This window comes from Polaromonas sp. P1_E12 (assembly GCF_056405975.1).
Genome location: NZ_JBFUBB010000007.1, coordinates 205,089 through 220,799, shown reverse-complemented (window position 1 = coordinate 220,799; position 15,711 = coordinate 205,089). Strand labels below are relative to the sequence as shown.

The window sequence follows — 15,711 nt, the reverse complement described above, 5'->3', positions numbered from 1 at the left end:
GATCTATGGATCTAGCCAACTTCCTTATCCAGCTGCTCAACAGCGTCCAGTACGGCCTGCTGCTGTTCATGCTGGCCGCCGGCTTGACGCTGATCTTCGGCATCATGGGTGTGGTCAACCTGGCCCACGGCAGCTTCTACATGCTGGGCGCCTACCTGGCCTGGTCGCTCAGTACGCTGACGGGCAGCCTCACGCTGGCCATCGTGCTGGGCGCGGTGCTGTCGGTCGCCTTCGGCCTGGCGCTGGAGTGGCTGCTGTTCAGGCACTTCTACCAGCGCGACCACCTGGACCAGGTGTTGCTGACCTTCGGCCTGATCTATATCTTTGAAGAAGTGCGCTCCATCCTCTGGGGCGACGATGTCCATGGCGTGACGATTCCCGACTTGCTGGGCGCCTCGATTCCGCTTACCGACAACCTCTCCTACCCCGTCTACCGCCTCTTTATGTCGGGTGTTTGCATCGCGCTGGCACTGGGCCTTTATTTCATGATCTCCAAAACCCGCCTGGGCATGAAGATACGCGCCGGCGCCTTTAACCGCGACATGGCCGAATCGCTGGGCATCAACATCAAGCTGATTCACGCCGTGGTGTTCGCGCTGGGCGTGGGCCTGGCCGCAGTGGCCGGCATGATCGCCGCACCCGTGGCCAGCGTCTACCCCAACATGGGTTCGCAAGTCCTCATCATGTGTTTTGTGGTGGTGGTCATTGGCGGTATCGGCTCGGTGCGCGGTGCGCTGATCTCGGCCCTGCTGGTCGGCCTGGTCGACACCATTGGCAAGGTGTTGCTGCCTTCGATGGCGGGCATGCTGGTGTATATGTTGATGGCGGCTGTGCTGCTCTGGAAGCCCGAAGGTCTATTCAAGCAATGAGCTCAGCAAAAGCAAATCTCGAAATCCTGCCGCGCGGCGTTCAGGTGGCATTGGGTCTCGGCCTGATCGCGCTGATCGCCTTCCCTTTCGTCGGCACTGACTTCTACACCCAGATGGTCACGCGCATGATGATCATGGCGATTTTTGCCATGAGCCTGGACCTGCTGCAAGGTGTCACCGGTCTGGTCTCGCTGGGCCACGCAGCCTACTTTGGCCTGGCAGGTTATGCGCTGGCCTTTTTGACACCTGCCGGCGAACCTGTCAGCCTGTGGTGGACTTTGCCTGTGGCCGTGGCGGCCTCGGGCCTGGCCGCACTCATCATCGGTTTCTTTGTGGTGCGCACCCACGGCATCTACTTCATCATGGTCACCATGGCGTTTGCGCAGATGGTGTTCTACCTCTTCTTCGACAACAAGGTGCTGGGCGGCTCCGACGGGCTGTACATCAACTTCAAGCCCAGCGCAGCCATCTTCGGCTGGGTGCCCTTCGACCTCGACAAGAAAGTCACGCTCTACTACTTCACGCTCGCGGCCGTGCTGCTGGTTTACGCCTTCTTGCGCCGCCTGCTCTGGAGCCCCTTCGGCCGCACGCTGGCCGGCATACGCGTCAACGAGCACCGCATGCGCGCCATGGGCTTCGGCACCTTCGGCTACAAGCTCTCGGCCTTCACGCTGGCCGGCGCGCTGGCGGGCCTGGCTGGTTACCTGTGGGGTGCGCAAACGGGCTACATCAACCCCGAGCTCATGGGCTTTCACATGAGCGCGCATGCCATCATGATGGTCATTTTGGGCGGCATGGGCAATTTCGCGGGCGCCATCGTCGGCGCCTTCGCCTTTGAGTATTTGCTGCACGTCTTCAAGGACCTGCCGCAAATCGGCAGCGTCAACCTGGGCAAGCACTGGCAGCTGTGGATGGGCCTCTTTATCGTGCTGCTGGTCACGTTTGCGCCGCGCGGCATCCTGGGCCTGGTGGAGAAATTCACCCAGCGCAAAGACAAGGCGGAGGTTGGCCATGACTGAGCTACTCCTCAGTGCAAAAAATCTCACCAAACGCTTTGGTGGTCTTGCGGCGGTCAATGATGTCTCTATTGATCTCTGGCGCAACCACATTCACGCCGTCATCGGCCCCAACGGTGCCGGCAAATCCACGCTGACCAACCTGCTCTCGGGCGACTTGCCGCCGACCTCGGGTACGGTCACTTTGGGTGGGCACGACATCACTGGCTGGACACCCGAAAAAATCTCGGGCAAGGGCCTGGGCCGCAGCTACCAGAAGACCAACATCTTTTTGCCTTTCAGCGTCTGGGAAAACGTGCGGCTGGCGTCACAGTCGCGTGCGCCGCATGCCGCGCACTGGCTCAAGCGCGCCACGAACTTCGCGGCAGTCAACACCCGCGCCGAAGAAGCGCTGGAACTGGCCGGCCTGCAACACCGCAAGCACAGCATCGCCGGCACTATCAGCCACGGTGAGCAGCGTCAACTCGAGATCGCCATGACCCTGGCCACCGAGCCGCAGGTGCTGCTGCTCGACGAGCCGCTGGCCGGCATGGGTGTGGCCGAAGCCGAGCGCATGGTTGCCCTCCTGCTGGCGATCAAGAAAAACCACGGCATCCTGCTGGTCGAGCACGACATGGACGCGGTGTTCACGCTGGCCGACAAGCTCACCGTGATGGTCAACGGCCAGGTGATCGCCAGCGGCACGCCGGCGCAGATCCGTGCGGATGCCGGTGTGCAAGCCGCGTACCTTGGCGAGGAGCATTCATGAACACGCCAGAAAAACAAATTGACATCCTGATCGCCGCCCAGGACATCAACACCTACTACGGCGCCAGCCACGTACTGCGCGGCATAGACTTTCACGTCGCACGCGGCGAGACCATAGGCCTCATGGGCCGCAACGGCATGGGCAAGAGCACGCTGCTCAAAAGCATCATGGGCCTCGTCAAACCGCGCTCGGGCTCGGTCGCAATCAACGGCAGGCCCATGACGGGCGCCCCACCCTACGAAATCGCCCGCCTCGGCATCGCCTATGTGCCCGAAGGCCGCGGCATCTTCGGCAACCTCAGCGTGACCGAGAACCTCAAGATGGCTGCGCGCGCCGGCAGGCCAGGAAGCGCCGCAGACGGCGTGGGCCGCAGAAACGACTGGACCTACGAACGTGTGCTGGAGACCTTTCCGCGCCTGAAAGAACGCCTGAACCACGGCGGGCAGCAGCTTTCGGGCGGCGAGCAGCAAATGCTGACGATCGGCCGCGCGCTGATGACCAACCCTGACGTGCTGATCCTCGACGAAGCCACCGAAGGCCTGGCGCCGCTGATTGCGCGGGACATCTGGCGCATCTGCGGCCTGATCCGAGAGACCGGCATCAGCAGCGTGATCGTCGACAAGAACTGGAAGCACGTCACCCAGATCACCGACCGCAATGTGATCCTGGTCAAGGGCCAAGTGGTGTTTGAAGGCAGCTCGGCCGAGCTGCATGCCAGGCCGGAATTGTTGGCCCAGTATCTGGGCGTTTAGGCTACCGGCGCGCCTGCGCCATGCCGGCAATGGCTATCATTTTAATAGCTTGCTGCGCCCGTCCCTATTGCCTTCGAGCCTGATTTCTTATTAAAACCGGGCACCCTACAGCAGTGACCGCAACTCGCGCGCTGCATCCAGCAACAGCGGCAGCAGTTCTTTTTGCAGCAGGTCTGCACGCAGCCGCTGCGGCGACGACACCACATTGAGCGCGGCCACCGTATGCCCCTGCATGTCGCGCAGCGGCACGGCCAGCGCATGCACGCCCAGCTCATGCTCTTCGCTGGCCACGCAGTAATCGTCTAGCCGCACCTGGTCAACAAGCGCGCGAAGTTTGCGCGGGTCGGTCGTCGTGTGCAGAGTCAGCCGGGCCAGGTTGCCTGTGTCGGTCCTGGCCTTCAGCCAGGCATTGAAATCGCTTTTTGTTTTGGCAGCCAGCAGCACGCGCCCGGTGGAAGTCGCATGCGCCGGCAGGCGCGCACCGAGGTGCAAGCCGTAAGCCAGTACGCGCGCCGGCGCCGCCCTGCCGCTGTCTGCCGGTGACTTCCACTCAAAACCGCTGCGGCCGATGATGACAATCTCGTCGCCGTCCAGCACCGCGACGGAAAACGACTCCTGCGTTTGCGCGGCCAGCCGGTTCAGCGCGGGCTGAACAGCGCGCGGCAGGCGCGCGGTGGCCAGGTAGCTGCCTGAAAAGCGCAGCACCTTGGCAGCCAGCCAGAAATAGCTGCCGTCGGTTTCGAGGTAACCCAGGTGCGTGAGCGTGAGCAGGTGGCGGCGCGCGGCCGCCCGCGTGATGCCCGCGCGTTCCGCTGCCAGCGTGGCGTTCAGGCGCTGGCGCTGCGTGTCAAAACTCTCGAGCACGGCCATGCCTTTGGCCATGCCTTCAATCATGTCGGGCTTGGCGATCGGGAAAGTGCCGGTTTTCGAAACGGTTTTTGAAGTGACCATTGCGCGATCATCGCACAAGTGAGCCGGACATCGTGCAAAGCCGCAGCCACGCGCTGGGCACGGCGCACGCAGCCGCATAACCTTCTCGCATGGGGCACATTGCCCGACAAATTAAACGGAGACACCATGCGCGTACAGGTAGCCATCGTGGGCGGCGGCCCCGCCGGGCATTTGCTGGGCCAGCTGCTTTATAAGGCCGGCATCCATGCCATCGTGATTGAGCAGCGCAGCAAGGAATACGTGCTGGGACGCATACGCGCAGGCGTGCTGGAGCAAGGCACGACCGACCTGCTGGACGAGGTCGGCGTAGGCGGCCGCATGCACAAGGAAGGCCTGGTGCACGGCGGCTTTGCCCTGGGCTTTGGCGGCGCCCATCACCGCATTGATATGCAGCAACTGACCGGCGGCAAACAGGTGATGGTCTACGGCCAGACGGAAGTCACACGCGACCTGATGGACGCGCGCGCTGCAGCAGGCCTGGCAACCGCCTATGAAGCCGAAAACGTGAGCCTTCATGACTTTGACGGGCCACACCCCAAAGTGCGTTATGTGCAGCACGGCGTGGCGCACGAAGTGGAATGCGACTTCATCGCCGGCTGTGACGGCTTTCACGGCGTGAGCCGCGCCAGCGTGCCGGCCAATGCGCTGCAGACCTTTGAGCGCGTCTATCCTTTCGGCTGGCTGGGCGTGCTGTCGGAGACACCGCCGGTTTCCCACGAACTCGTCTACAGCAACCATGCGCGTGGTTTTGCCTTGTGCAGCATGCGCAGCCACACCCGCAGCCGCTATTACGTGCAATGCCCGCTGGACGACAAGGTGGAGAACTGGAGCGACGACGCCTTCTGGGACGAGCTGCGCCGCCGCCTGGCGCCCGAGCTGGCGGAAAGCCTGGTCACAGGCCCCTCGATTGAAAAAAGCATTGCGCCGCTGCGCAGTTTTGTTGCCGAGCCCATGCGCTTCGGCCGCCTCTTCCTGGCGGGCGACGCGGCCCACATCGTGCCGCCCACGGGCGCCAAGGGTTTGAATCTGGCGGCCAGCGACGTCCGGTACCTGGCTCGCGCACTGGCAGAGTTTTATGCGGGCAGCGAAGCCGGCATCAACAGCTATTCAGACACCTGCCTTCGCCGCGTCTGGAAGGCTGTGCGTTTCTCCTGGTGGTTCACCTCGCTCATGCACAAGTTTCCCGATGCAGGTGGCTTCGGGCAAAAGCTCCAGGAGGCCGAGCTGGATTACTTGATCCATTCGCAGGCAGCGTCAACGGCGCTGGCCGAAAACTACGTGGGCTTGCCGCTTTAAGCCTGAACTTTTTCGGAGTGGCGTAAATCAGGCACCCGCTGCACTGATCGCCTGCCGGGCCCACACCAGCAACTGCGCCGGGTCATCGAGCAGCTCCGCGGGCGCGGCATAGTACTTGCGCACCTGCACCACACCGTTCTTTGTTGAGTAGCTGAAGGGCCTGGAGCCCTTCTTCTCATACGCCAGCCGCGAGGTGTCGTCCACCCGGAAGTACAGGGTGTTGCCCATGACCATGGCGAACTGTTTGCCACCGTGCTTCATCGCATGGCCGCCAAAGAACGTTCCATCACGGATGTCTCCCAATGGCGCCAGCAGTTCACGCACATAGCGGACGAATTCGGCGCTGGCGCTCATGCTGCCCGCCCGACTGCAGAGATTTTTTGCTTGAATTTCATGACAGCCATTATGGCGACGGACGCCTGCCGCCCGTCAGGCATTGCGGGTCATTGAAGGTGGCCGGATTGGCGCGGTCACAGGGAATGCTGCAATTGCCCGCACCCCGGCAAGCCGATTTAACGGACTCCTTGGCGGTTTGTTCCCAGTTGATATCAGCGCAGGCGCTGAGCAGGGCGACCAGGGCCGCGGCGATGGCTAGACGTTTCATGAGGAAGCTCCGGAACAGTGAATCAGGTGGTGTCGTCTGGCCGCGAAACCAGCAGGTCCCCCGGCTGGCAATCGAGAAATTCGCAAATGCGCATCAGCGTGTCAAAGCGCACGCCCTTGACCTTGCCCTGTTTGAGCAAGGACAGGTTGGCTTCGGTGATGCCGACATACGCGGCCAGGTCTTTCGATCTGGCCTTGCGTTCAGACAGCATCACATCGAGTTTGACAACGATGGGCATGCGGTGAGCGGTGAGCGGTGAGCGGTGAGCGGTGAGCGGTAGGCGGCGAAAGAGTCAGACGAACTGTGCGTTCTCTTCGGCCAGTGCCACTGCCCGCGCCATCACGGCGGCGATTTGCCAGACCATGCCGGCAAACAGCAGCGTGAGCAATTCATTGCTGCCCATGCCCAGGGACAGCGCACGCTGGCCGGCCGGCGCGCCGGATGTCAGCACCAGGGTGATCAGCGTTGACGACACCACGCTGGCCACCACCGACGCAAAAATGCCGGCGGCAAAACCGCGAAGATATTTGACAGTGCGCACACTGAAATATTCGGCCTGCGAAAAGCCGGAGAAGCAGCGCATGGCGCACACCAGCCCGTACGACGCGCAGCACACCGGCAGCACGCCCAGCAAGGCGGCAAAGCTTTTCTGGGCCAGCGTGACGTCAAGCGCAGCGGCTTGCGATGCCGACAACACAACCCCGGCGCGCAACAGCAGACTTTCAACGGGCGTACTGAGCAGGTGGTAAGCCACCGCCAGCGGCAATGCCACCGCCAGCAAGGCACAAGCCCAGGCCAGCACGCTGCTAATACCCTGAACATCCGGCCCGGCGGGGGTCATGGGAGTTGCCGTATTTTTCAAGGGAGCACCTCTTTGCCTTGTTTAAAGGCCTTCAGTGTCTCAGAATAATTACTGTAAAACAATAATTAATAGCCATTAAACAGAAATTTTCTTCTCATCCAACCATCCGGCAGTGACACCTGTGAAGCCGCCGCTCAGGGGTTTGAGGTAAATTGACCCCACAACCGCCCGGTGCCCGCCGCTTTGCGGCCCCTGCCCGTTCACAGTGACCTCCATGCCGCCCTCACCCTCCAAACCCGCCCCCATCCGCAAAACAGCCTCCACTGCCAAGGCGGTCCAGCCGATGCAGTCACTCAAGGCCGTGCGCGTGCTGAGCCTGGCGCTCAACCTGCCGGGCCCGGCCGCCCTGATGCGCTGCCGCGAAATGGGCGCCCGCTGCGTGAAGCTGGAACCACCGCCGCACGAAGGCGCGCCAGCCGGCGCATCGGGTGACCCGATGAAGCTCTACAACCCCACCGCCTATGCAACCCTGCATGCGGATGTGCGCATCGCCACAGCCGACCTGAAAACCGAACGCGGCCAGACACTGCTGCACCGCGAACTGGCCAAAACCGACGTGCTGCTCACGTCGTTCAGGCCGGCGGCGCTGGCCAAGCTGGGACTGACATGGAAAGCGCTGCACAAACAGCATCCGCACCTGAGCCAGGTCGCCATCGTCGGCAGTCCGGGGGAACGGGCTGACGAGCCGGGCCATGATCTCACCTACCTCGCGCAGAACGACCTGATCACCGGTGTGGACCTGCCCGCCACGCTGTACGCCGACATGGGCGGCTCACTGATGGCCAGCGCAGCCGTACTGCAGGCGGTGATGCACCAGCGGGCAAAAGGCAAAGGTGTCTTTCTTGAAGTGGCCCTTTCCGGCGCGGCGGCTTACCTGGCCCTGCCCCGCGCCTGGGGGCTGACCCAGCCCGGTGCTGCGGTGGGCGGCGGGCATGCGGGCTACCGCGTGTACCGCTGCAAGGACGGACGCGTAGCACTCGCCGCGCTGGAGCCGCACTTTGCCGCGAGCCTGTGCGCAGCGGCCGGCGTGACGGCCTCCAGCATGAAGGCCATGTTTGCGCCTGCCACGCACGCGGCCATTGAGGCCTGGCTTCTGGGCAAGACGCGCAAGGAGCTGGACAAGCTGGCCGTGGAAAAAGATATTCCGCTACACACGCTGGAACGGTAATTCACTTGCACCGAACCATATATTCATGAGGAAGCAAGGAACGATTGCACGCTGGGACGCGGCACGCGGATTCGGATTCATCCGCGGCGAAACCTCAGGTGCAGACGTCTTTTTCCATCTGCGAGATGTACGTGGCGGCATGCAGCCGCGCCAAGGGACGGTTGTCACCTTTGAAGAAATTCACGTCGGCGGTAAAGGCCCACGTGCGATGGCGATCGAAGCAATGAGTGCCGAACGGGGTCTCACCTCCAGCCCGGCTCGCTCTCGCACTGAAAAGAGGGACACCCCTCAGCGGCGCCCACAAAAGCAAGCCGCCGCTTCGGCTGCAGGACCCGGTTTCGGGCTCATGCTGCTCATCAGCATGGCCTATGGCGGGTTGATGCTTTGGGCTGTCTGGCGCTCGCTGCTGCCCTGGTGGACATTGCCGGCGTCGTTTGTGCTCAACCTGCTGACGTTCTGGGTGTACTGGGCGGACAAACGCGCGGCGCAGACCGGTCAGTGGCGCACACCGGAAAACACGTTGCAACTCCTGGCGCTGGCGGGCGGCTGGCCCGGCGCATGGCTGGCACAGCAGGTCTTGCGGCACAAGTCGAGCAAGCAATCGTTTCGGGATATCTACTGGCTGATGGTCTTCTTGCACGCGCTGCTTGTTTGGGCCTGGCTGTTTTGGCCGCCGCTGAGAAAGTCGCTGACTGTCTGGCTGTAGTTTCAGGCTATCAGACTGCATTCGCTATCAAATCAGGAGCTGCTTGCGCTCGTCTTTATTGGGCAAACGGCCGATTTTATGCACGAACCAGATGCGCCGGCACCTTCGCGCATCAATACAGGATGGAGGCTGCCGGCAGCCTTTGCCAGCGCTGCCCCAGCAACACCTGCCTGACGAAGCCGTACAGGGCCCACAAAAGCAACAAGGGGATCACCAGCGTCTGCAGCACAAAGATCACGATGAGCCGGACGATGTGTTCGGTGGCCTGCTCGGCCGCCCGCTTGAGGCTCTCGAAGTGTTTTGTCACGTCACCGTTCTTTGCCAGCCAGTCTTTCAGGCTGTCCACCAGGCCGCGGTTGTCGGGGGCTGCGGCGGCCGGCGAATTGAGCTGGCCGGCCTTGCCGGTGGCGCTGTCGATCAATTGCTGGCTGGCGGCGTAGTCGGCCGCCAGGAATTTTTGCCACAGCATGTCGGTGCCCAGCGTGACCACCGGAACTGCAAAGCGCAGCATCAGCAGGATCACCAGCAACCTGGACAGCCACAAAGGCACCTGCGGCCTGCGCAGGTAACACCACCACCAGCCCAGCACCGTGGCACTCAGCGCCAGCGATACCGGCCAGTAGCTGCCAATGCTGATCAAGGCTTTCTGAACGCCGAACGCAACACTGGCCGCCAGCATCAAATGCGAAAACTGCTCCACCAGGTCGTTGACGGGATCCAGGATTTGCCCCGGCGCAAACGTGACACCCACGCCAAAAGGCTGCACAGACGCTTCGGTCCCCTGCGCCACCGAAATCACGCCGTTGAGCAGCCTGGCCGTGGCAAAACTCAACAGCGCCCTTTTCAGGCCGGCATCCACCTGCCGCATGGCGGGCGCATCCAGCGGCGCCAGCCATGCACAGGCCAGCACAGCGGCCATGGTGAAAGCAGCAAGTGCTTTGCGGGCAATGTCCATGGTGTCTCCAGAAGGTGTGAATGACGCCCGGGGCCGGTAGAAGATCTGAGGCCCGGCCGCTTGCCTCTACTTATCTTGCCAGAGAACCCCATCACATGCGGCCGTAACTACCCTCTCCTGCTGACTGCAAGAAGTCCATGACGTAAAACCGCGTCATGCGCCGGTCTTCTCGCGCGTAGCTCCATCAGGCCGCAAGTATTCACGCACCATGGCGCGTGCCCGGTGAATGCGGCTTTTGGTGGCTTCGCGGGTAAGCTGAAGGCGCTGCGCGATTTCGGTGATAGTGAGCTGCTCCATGTCGCGCAACAGCACCACCTCACGGTACATCAGCGGCAAGGACTCCAGTGCACGGACCAGGTCGATACGCAATTCGTCCTGCGGCATCTGCGCGAAGTACTGGTCCTTGTCGTAGTCGGTAAGCGCCTGGGTGCCGCGCATCAGCGCAAGCGCCGGCATCATGCACAGCCGCGCGATGATCTTGAACATCCAGCCGCCCAGGGCTGCGGCGTCACGCACGGTGCCGACGCGGCGGTAGATGATGATGAGCGCCTCCTGCACCACGTCTTCGATGGCGGAGCCGCGGTGGCACTGGTAGCGGGCGTAACGGCGGGCATCGGGCTGCAGCTGCCGCAGCAGCGAAGCCAGCGCGGCCGGGTCACCGGCCTGCGCTGCGGCAAAAAGGGCTATTTCAATGGCCATCACCAAGGGCCCGGCTTTTCCAGCTTGCGGCCCACCATGGCGCAAGCCGGGCAAAAACCCAACAGCCCTGTCAGCACCGTGACCACACCGGCGCAGGCCGCGAGCAAACCAGGCGGCGTTACACCCAGCACCAGCAGGCCGCAAACGGCCATCAAGGCGCCGGACACACCACGCGCCCAACGCTCTTTGGGCCCCACATTTTTGCGATAGAACATGAAATCTCCTTTGGCTGCCGTCAAAAATGCGGCATCGCTGCAAGGAGGGGTCATGCGGGCAAAAGGATTCACGTTGGGGGAAATATTGTTGGGATATTTTTGAGATGGAGCACCCGTCAAGCTTAGCCGGGCACACCGAAGCTGCCGGTACGTGCACGTAGTTGCTATCAATTCAATAGCTGCTTGCGCACGTTCCCATTGGGCTCAAAGCCAATTTCATTCATAAAAAAGGCTCCATCGGAGCCTTTTTACATCGAAATACCTGCGCTGGCAGCGCCTAGCGGCCCTTGCGGCCACCGGGCTTGCCACCGGCGCCCTGCGCCAGCGGCGGCAGGCCGGTGTGACGGGTCAGCAATCGGCCCTTTACCACCGGCGAAGCCTTGACTGTGGTGGCCGTGCCGGTCGAGTTCTTGCGCCGCGCGCTGGTGTAGCTGCCGTCGGTCATCGGCTGGAAGGTCGGGATCAGGTGGTGCTTGCCGTTGCCGATCAAATCAGCGCGGCCCATGGCCTTGAGCGCCTCGCGCAGCACCGGCCAGTTGTTGGGGTCGTGGTAACGCAAGAAGGCCTTGTGCAGCCGGCGGCGGCGCTCGCCGCGCACGATGTCCACCGTCTCGCTGTCGCGCGTGATCTTGCGCAGCGGGTTCTTGTTGGTGTGGTACATCGTCGTGGCCGTGGCCATCGGACTCGGGTAAAACGTCTGCACCTGGTCGGCCCTGAAGCCGTTTTTCTTGAGCCAGATCGCCAGGTTCATCATGTCTTCGTCGCTGGTGCCCGGGTGGGCGGCGATGAAGTACGGAATCAGGAACTGCTTCTTGCCGGCTTCCAGCGAATACTTGTCGAACATCTGCTTGAACTTGTCATAGCTGCCGATGCCGGGCTTCATCATCTTGGTGAGCGGGCCCTGCTCGGTGTGCTCGGGCGCGATCTTGAGGTAGCCACCCACGTGATGGCTGACAAGCTCTTTCACGTACTCGGGGCTTTGCACGGCCAGGTCGTAGCGCAGGCCGGAGCTGATGAGAATCTTCTTCACGCCCTTCAAGGCCCGCGCGCGGCGGTACATCTTGATCAGCGGGTTGTGGTCGGTATTGAGGTTGGAGCAGATGCCCGGGTACACGCAGCTCGGCTTGCGGCAGGCGGCCTCGATCTCGGGCGACTTGCAGCCGATACGGTACATGTTGGCGGTTGGCCCACCCAGGTCGGAGATCGCGCCGGTAAAACCCTTGACGGTGTCGCGGATCGCCTCGATCTCGCGGATGACAGAGTCTTCGGAGCGGCTCTGGATGATGCGGCCTTCATGCTCGGTGATGGAGCAGAAAGTGCAGCCGCCAAAGCAGCCGCGCATGATGTTGACGCTAAAGCGGATCATCTCCCACGCCGGGATCTTGGTGGCGCCGTCATGGCTGCCGTTTTCGTCGGCATAGCGCGGGTGCGGTGAGCGCGCGTAAGGCAGGTCGAAGACGTAGTCCATCTCGGCCGTGGTCAGCGGGATGGGCGGTGGCGTGATCCACACGTCGCGCGCGGTGGCACCCTCGCCGTGGGCCTGAACCAGGGCGCGTGCGTTGCCGGGGTTCGTCTCAAGGTGCAGCACGCGGTTGGCGTGGGCATACAGCACCGCATCGCTCTTGACCTGCTCGTAAGACGGCAGGCGGATCACGGATCGGTCGCGCGGGGGAACCTTGATCTTGCCCTGCGCAGTGTGCACTGTGGACGGCAGATTCGGGTTGGCGACGAAAGTCAGCGGCTTGATGGCCGGGTTGGCCGCGGCGGCGGGCTTGACGGCCTTGGCGAGCACAGGCGAGCCTTTTGCTTCCGCCTCAACCGCCACTTCAGCGGCTTCATCTTCCCGCGCGCAAGTCGCGCCCTGTTCCCGCGCCTGGTCGGAAATCATCAGATATGGGTTGACATGCGCTTCGACCCGGCCCGGTGCATCCACGCTGGTGGAATCGATTTCAAACCAGCCGTTGGCGGTTTCGTCGCCAGTGCGGCGGATAAAGGCGGTGCCGCGAACGTCGGTGATGCTGCCCACCGGCTCTTTAGCCGCCAGGCGATGGGCGATCTCGACTATCGCGCGTTCGGCATTGCCGTACAGCAACAGGTCGCATTTCGCATCGACCACCACGCTGCGGCGAACTTTGTCGGACCAGTAGTCGTAATGCGCGATGCGGCGCAGCGAACCTTCAATGCCGCCCAGGATGATAGGCACGTCTTTGTAGGCTTCGCGGCAGCGCTGTGAATACACCAGCGCCGCGCGGTCGGGGCGTTTGCCGCCGATGTCGCCGGGGGTGTAGGCGTCATCACTGCGGATCTTGTGGTCCGCCGTGTAACGATTGATCATCGAGTCCATGTTGCCGGCGGTCACGCCGAAGAACAGGTTGGGCTTGCCCAGCACGCGGAAGGGTTCGGCGCTTTGCCAGTCGGGCTGGGCGATGATGCCGACGCGAAAGCCTTGCGCCTCCAGCATGCGGCCAATGACGGCCATACCGAAGCTCGGGTGGTCTACATAGGCGTCGCCCGTGACGATGATGATGTCGCAGCTGTCCCAGCCGAGCGCGTCCATTTCGGCCCGGCTGGTGGGCAAAAATTTGGCCGTGCCAAAGCGGGCCGCCCAGTACTTGCGGTAACTGGTGAGCGGCTTGGCGGCGCGCGCAAAGAAGGAGACGTCGACGGGGGCGTTCATGGAGGGTTTGGGGTAACCCTCCATTGTAAGGTTTACCCTGAGTTTTGCCTCTTTATTCGGCATTTAAGCCCTACAAACACCTCTCAATGCACGATTGGCACGTTTAAAGTGGCCGCGTGGCCACGAACGGCCGCGAATAAACACGCTTTACTGACTCCTCACACACCCATGAGCCCTTTCACCGCTGCCCTGCTAGCAGACTCGATCCTGGTGTTGCACGTCGCTATCGTCGCCTTTGCCGTGCTCGGCCAACTACTGTTCATGGCCGGCGGCTGGTGCGGTTGGGTCTGGGTTCGCGCGCCGTGGGTCAGGCTCACGCATCTGGCGCTGATCGGCTTTGTGGTGGCGCAAAGCTGGCTGGGCGAGATCTGCCCGCTCACCATTTGGGAACAGGCCCTGAGGCAGCTGGCCGGGCAAGCCAGTTATGGCGGCTCCTTCATTGAGCACTGGCTGTCGCGGCTGATCTTCTTCAACGCGCCGGCGTGGGTGTTCATGGTGGCTTATACCGGATTCGGCCTGCTGGTGTTGCTGAGCTGGTGGTGGTGGCCGCCCCGCTGGAAGCGCGCCAGGCCCCGCAGCGCCTAGCCGTGCTGCTCGCGGCTGTCCGCCGGCGCCTCGTCCCGTTCGTTCAGCCCGTAGTCACGCAGCACATGGGCCACACGCAGGCGGTAGTTTTCAAACACGCCACCGCGCCCGCGGCTTTGCGCCTTGCGGTGGGATTCCAGACGGCGCCATTCCATCACGGCGGCTTCGTCCCTGAAGAATGAGAGCGATAGCAGCTTGCCCGGGTTGCTCAGGCTTTGAAACCGCTCAACGGAAATGAAACCGTCGATTTGCTCCAGTTGCGGCTTGAGCGCAGCAGCAATATCCAGATAGGTTTGCATGTTGCCCTCGGCGGGCTGCACTTCAAAAATGATGGCGATCATGTGGCGCTTTCAGTCGTGGTACTCAATCAGAAAAAACCGGGATGCGGGCATTCATGGAAGGCCTGTAGTGCCAACGGTAATGCCAGCCTTCCGGTTTCGGCAACCGCAGCTTGCCTGAATCCAGCAAGGCCTGGACGGCCGCGGCGGCGACGGTGCAAGCCAGCGCCTGGCCGGGGCACTGGTGCGCGCCCCTGCCAAAGCCGGGCACATCGCGCTCCGCGCGGTCCAGCAAAAACCGGTCGGGCTCCGGGTTGCACAAAGGGTCACGGCCGGCGGCCGCCAGAACCACCAGGATGGCATCGCCCGCCTTCAGGGAAACCCCCGCCACCTCCGTTGCCTCTGCCACAAAACGGCGCGTGTTGTGGATGGACGGGTCGTGGCGGCTGACCTCGTTCACCATCTGAAGCAGCTTGCCCGGATCCTGCCCCACGGTTTCGGCCAGGCCCGGCTGCGTGGCCAGGGCCACCAGGCTGTTCCCGACAAGTCCGGCAGTCGCCTCGCAGGTCTGCGACAGCAGGCCGACCAGGTTGGCGAGCAACGCTGCGGCGTCATTCCAACCCACCTTCTGCGCTTCCAGCCGGACACGGGCGACGGCGCTGTCCGGGCTTGCCTCCGCCTGCACAAGCACCGAGAACCTTGCCAGCAAGGCCGCTGCAGCATCACCCGCCGCAGCTAACTGCTCCGGCGTGCTGAGCGGAGACAGGCACGCCACAAAGTCGCGCGTCCAGCCTGCAACAAGCGGCAGTTCGGCCTGCGCAAAACCCAGGGCATCAGCGACTGCCATCACCGGCACATCAAAAACCCACTGCGACAACGCCGCTCCGCGCAGGGGTTCGCCACCCATGGCTTTCGCCCCAATCAAGCCAGTGCGCTCGCCAACACGGTCCAGATCCAGCGTGGCCAGAAATCGCTGCAAGGCAAGTTTGGGTGCGTCGTGCCGGGTGCCGTCGTTCATGCGAACCAGGTGGCCGAACACCTCACCCGCCGCCGACCCGACGATGGCCTGCGGCACGGGCTCAGCCGCCGGCCTCACACGGCATGCCGGGTTGCCCAGCACGGCATTGACCGCTGCCGCACTGGTCGCGACCCAGAGCTTGCGTGCTGCGTCAAACACCAGCGGTGGGCCGGCCACCAGCGCGGCGTAATAAGGATAGGGGTTGGGGTGGCTGGGCGCTGCGAGGATGTTGTCGGGGTGCATGGGCGTCATTTTTGCCCAGATGGCTGGCGTGATGCTTCGTTGCCGGTCGAAGTATCAGCAGCAGCCCAT

19 protein-coding genes and 1 pseudogene are annotated in these 15,711 nt (G+C 62.8%); 9 read left to right on the top strand and 11 right to left on the bottom strand.

Features of this window, described 5'->3' with window-relative positions:
* The first annotated feature begins 5 nt into the window (after positions 1-5).
* The 4 genes from AC1D13_RS19285 to AC1D13_RS19270 are packed head-to-tail and all read left to right on the top strand — an operon-like array spanning position 6 to position 3,385.
* On the top strand, positions 6-869 hold the full coding sequence (locus tag AC1D13_RS19285; protein WP_457280736.1) for a branched-chain amino acid ABC transporter permease: 864 nt from the start codon (positions 6-8) through the stop codon (positions 867-869).
* Positions 866-1,888 (top strand): branched-chain amino acid ABC transporter permease, encoded by a 1,023-nt coding sequence (locus AC1D13_RS19280; RefSeq protein WP_477690123.1) that lies wholly within the window; start codon positions 866-868, stop codon positions 1,886-1,888. The genes AC1D13_RS19285 and AC1D13_RS19280 overlap by 4 nt, the downstream gene beginning before the upstream one ends.
* The gene (locus AC1D13_RS19275; protein ID WP_477690122.1) at positions 1,881-2,633 is read left to right on the top strand and encodes an ABC transporter ATP-binding protein; all 753 of its coding nucleotides are present in this window, start codon (positions 1,881-1,883) and stop codon (positions 2,631-2,633) included. Before AC1D13_RS19280 ends, AC1D13_RS19275 begins: the two co-directional genes overlap by 8 nt.
* On the top strand, positions 2,630-3,385 hold the full coding sequence (locus tag AC1D13_RS19270; RefSeq protein WP_477665940.1) for an ABC transporter ATP-binding protein: 756 nt from the start codon (positions 2,630-2,632) through the stop codon (positions 3,383-3,385). The genes AC1D13_RS19275 and AC1D13_RS19270 overlap by 4 nt, the downstream gene beginning before the upstream one ends.
* Positions 3,386-3,490: 105 nt before the next feature.
* On the opposite strand, the gene AC1D13_RS19265 is transcribed toward AC1D13_RS19270, so the two are convergent.
* Positions 3,491-4,336 carry an IclR family transcriptional regulator domain-containing protein gene (locus AC1D13_RS19265; protein ID WP_457280732.1) on the bottom strand — a complete coding sequence of 282 codons (846 nt, stop codon included), beginning with the start codon at positions 4,334-4,336 and terminating at the stop codon, positions 3,491-3,493.
* Between the two features lie 126 nt (positions 4,337-4,462).
* On the opposite strand from AC1D13_RS19265, the gene pobA reads away from it, so the two are divergent.
* Entirely contained in the window at positions 4,463-5,632 is a 1,170-nt protein-coding gene (pobA, locus tag AC1D13_RS19260) for a 4-hydroxybenzoate 3-monooxygenase (protein WP_457280731.1), read from the top strand.
* A 27-nt stretch (positions 5,633-5,659) separates the two neighbouring features.
* Here the strand turns inward: pobA and AC1D13_RS19255 are convergent, their stop codons facing one another.
* The 4 genes from AC1D13_RS19255 to AC1D13_RS19240 are packed head-to-tail and all read right to left on the bottom strand — an operon-like array spanning position 5,660 to position 7,098.
* Complete coding sequence (locus AC1D13_RS19255; protein ID WP_477690121.1) at positions 5,660-5,986, bottom strand: TfoX/Sxy family protein; 327 nt, start codon at positions 5,984-5,986, stop codon at positions 5,660-5,662.
* 49 nt (positions 5,987-6,035) lie between these two features.
* Positions 6,036-6,236, bottom strand: coding sequence for a hypothetical protein (locus AC1D13_RS19250; RefSeq protein WP_477665938.1), 201 nt, complete (start codon positions 6,234-6,236; stop codon positions 6,036-6,038).
* Between the two features lie 22 nt (positions 6,237-6,258).
* Positions 6,259-6,474 (bottom strand): helix-turn-helix domain-containing protein, encoded by a 216-nt coding sequence (locus AC1D13_RS19245; protein ID WP_092127875.1) that lies wholly within the window; start codon positions 6,472-6,474, stop codon positions 6,259-6,261.
* A 54-nt stretch (positions 6,475-6,528) separates the two neighbouring features.
* Entirely contained in the window at positions 6,529-7,098 is a 570-nt protein-coding gene (locus AC1D13_RS19240) for a DUF2975 domain-containing protein (RefSeq protein WP_457280728.1), read from the bottom strand.
* A 214-nt stretch (positions 7,099-7,312) separates the two neighbouring features.
* Here AC1D13_RS19240 and AC1D13_RS19235 point away from each other — a divergent pair, with 214 nt between their 5' ends.
* The 3 genes and pseudogenes from AC1D13_RS19235 to AC1D13_RS19225 all read left to right on the top strand — a co-directional run bounded on the left by AC1D13_RS19235 (position 7,313) and on the right by AC1D13_RS19225 (position 8,972).
* On the top strand, positions 7,313-8,266 hold the full coding sequence (locus AC1D13_RS19235) for a CoA transferase (protein WP_477690120.1): 954 nt from the start codon (positions 7,313-7,315) through the stop codon (positions 8,264-8,266).
* 25 nt (positions 8,267-8,291) lie between these two features.
* A pseudogene (locus AC1D13_RS19230) lies at positions 8,292-8,474 on the top strand (cold shock domain-containing protein); the annotation flags it as partial.
* A 138-nt stretch (positions 8,475-8,612) separates the two neighbouring features.
* On the top strand, positions 8,613-8,972 hold the full coding sequence (locus AC1D13_RS19225; protein ID WP_457280988.1) for a DUF1294 domain-containing protein: 360 nt from the start codon (positions 8,613-8,615) through the stop codon (positions 8,970-8,972).
* A gap of 112 nt (positions 8,973-9,084) precedes the next feature.
* On the opposite strand, the gene AC1D13_RS19220 is transcribed toward AC1D13_RS19225, so the two are convergent.
* The 4 genes from AC1D13_RS19220 to AC1D13_RS19205 all read right to left on the bottom strand — a co-directional run bounded on the left by AC1D13_RS19220 (position 9,085) and on the right by AC1D13_RS19205 (position 13,518).
* Positions 9,085-9,927, bottom strand: a complete 843-nt coding sequence (locus tag AC1D13_RS19220) for a hypothetical protein (protein WP_457306986.1) — start codon at positions 9,925-9,927, stop codon at positions 9,085-9,087.
* Between the two features lie 153 nt (positions 9,928-10,080).
* The gene (locus tag AC1D13_RS19215) at positions 10,081-10,626 is read right to left on the bottom strand and encodes an RNA polymerase sigma factor (RefSeq protein WP_477690119.1); all 546 of its coding nucleotides are present in this window, start codon (positions 10,624-10,626) and stop codon (positions 10,081-10,083) included.
* Positions 10,626-10,841: a YgaP family membrane protein gene (locus AC1D13_RS19210; RefSeq protein ID WP_477665933.1), complete on the bottom strand. Its 216-nt coding sequence runs from the start codon at positions 10,839-10,841 to the stop codon at positions 10,626-10,628. The genes AC1D13_RS19215 and AC1D13_RS19210 overlap by 1 nt, the downstream gene beginning before the upstream one ends.
* Before the next feature lie 277 nt (positions 10,842-11,118).
* On the bottom strand, positions 11,119-13,518 hold the full coding sequence (locus AC1D13_RS19205) for a YgiQ family radical SAM protein (RefSeq protein WP_477665932.1): 2,400 nt from the start codon (positions 13,516-13,518) through the stop codon (positions 11,119-11,121).
* A gap of 168 nt (positions 13,519-13,686) precedes the next feature.
* Between AC1D13_RS19205 and AC1D13_RS19200 the strand changes: the two genes are divergently transcribed.
* On the top strand, positions 13,687-14,103 hold the full coding sequence (locus tag AC1D13_RS19200) for a DUF2784 domain-containing protein (protein WP_457280722.1): 417 nt from the start codon (positions 13,687-13,689) through the stop codon (positions 14,101-14,103).
* On the opposite strand, the gene AC1D13_RS19195 is transcribed toward AC1D13_RS19200, so the two are convergent.
* Together AC1D13_RS19195 and AC1D13_RS19190 are read right to left on the bottom strand one after the other, a co-directional pair.
* The gene (locus AC1D13_RS19195) at positions 14,100-14,444 is read right to left on the bottom strand and encodes an antibiotic biosynthesis monooxygenase family protein (protein WP_457280721.1); all 345 of its coding nucleotides are present in this window, start codon (positions 14,442-14,444) and stop codon (positions 14,100-14,102) included. The two genes, AC1D13_RS19200 and AC1D13_RS19195, sit on opposite strands and share 4 nt — an antisense overlap.
* A 22-nt stretch (positions 14,445-14,466) precedes the next feature.
* Positions 14,467-15,651, bottom strand: a complete 1,185-nt coding sequence (locus AC1D13_RS19190) for a cytochrome P450 (RefSeq protein ID WP_477690118.1) — start codon at positions 15,649-15,651, stop codon at positions 14,467-14,469.
* Positions 15,652-15,711 lie beyond the last annotated feature (60 nt).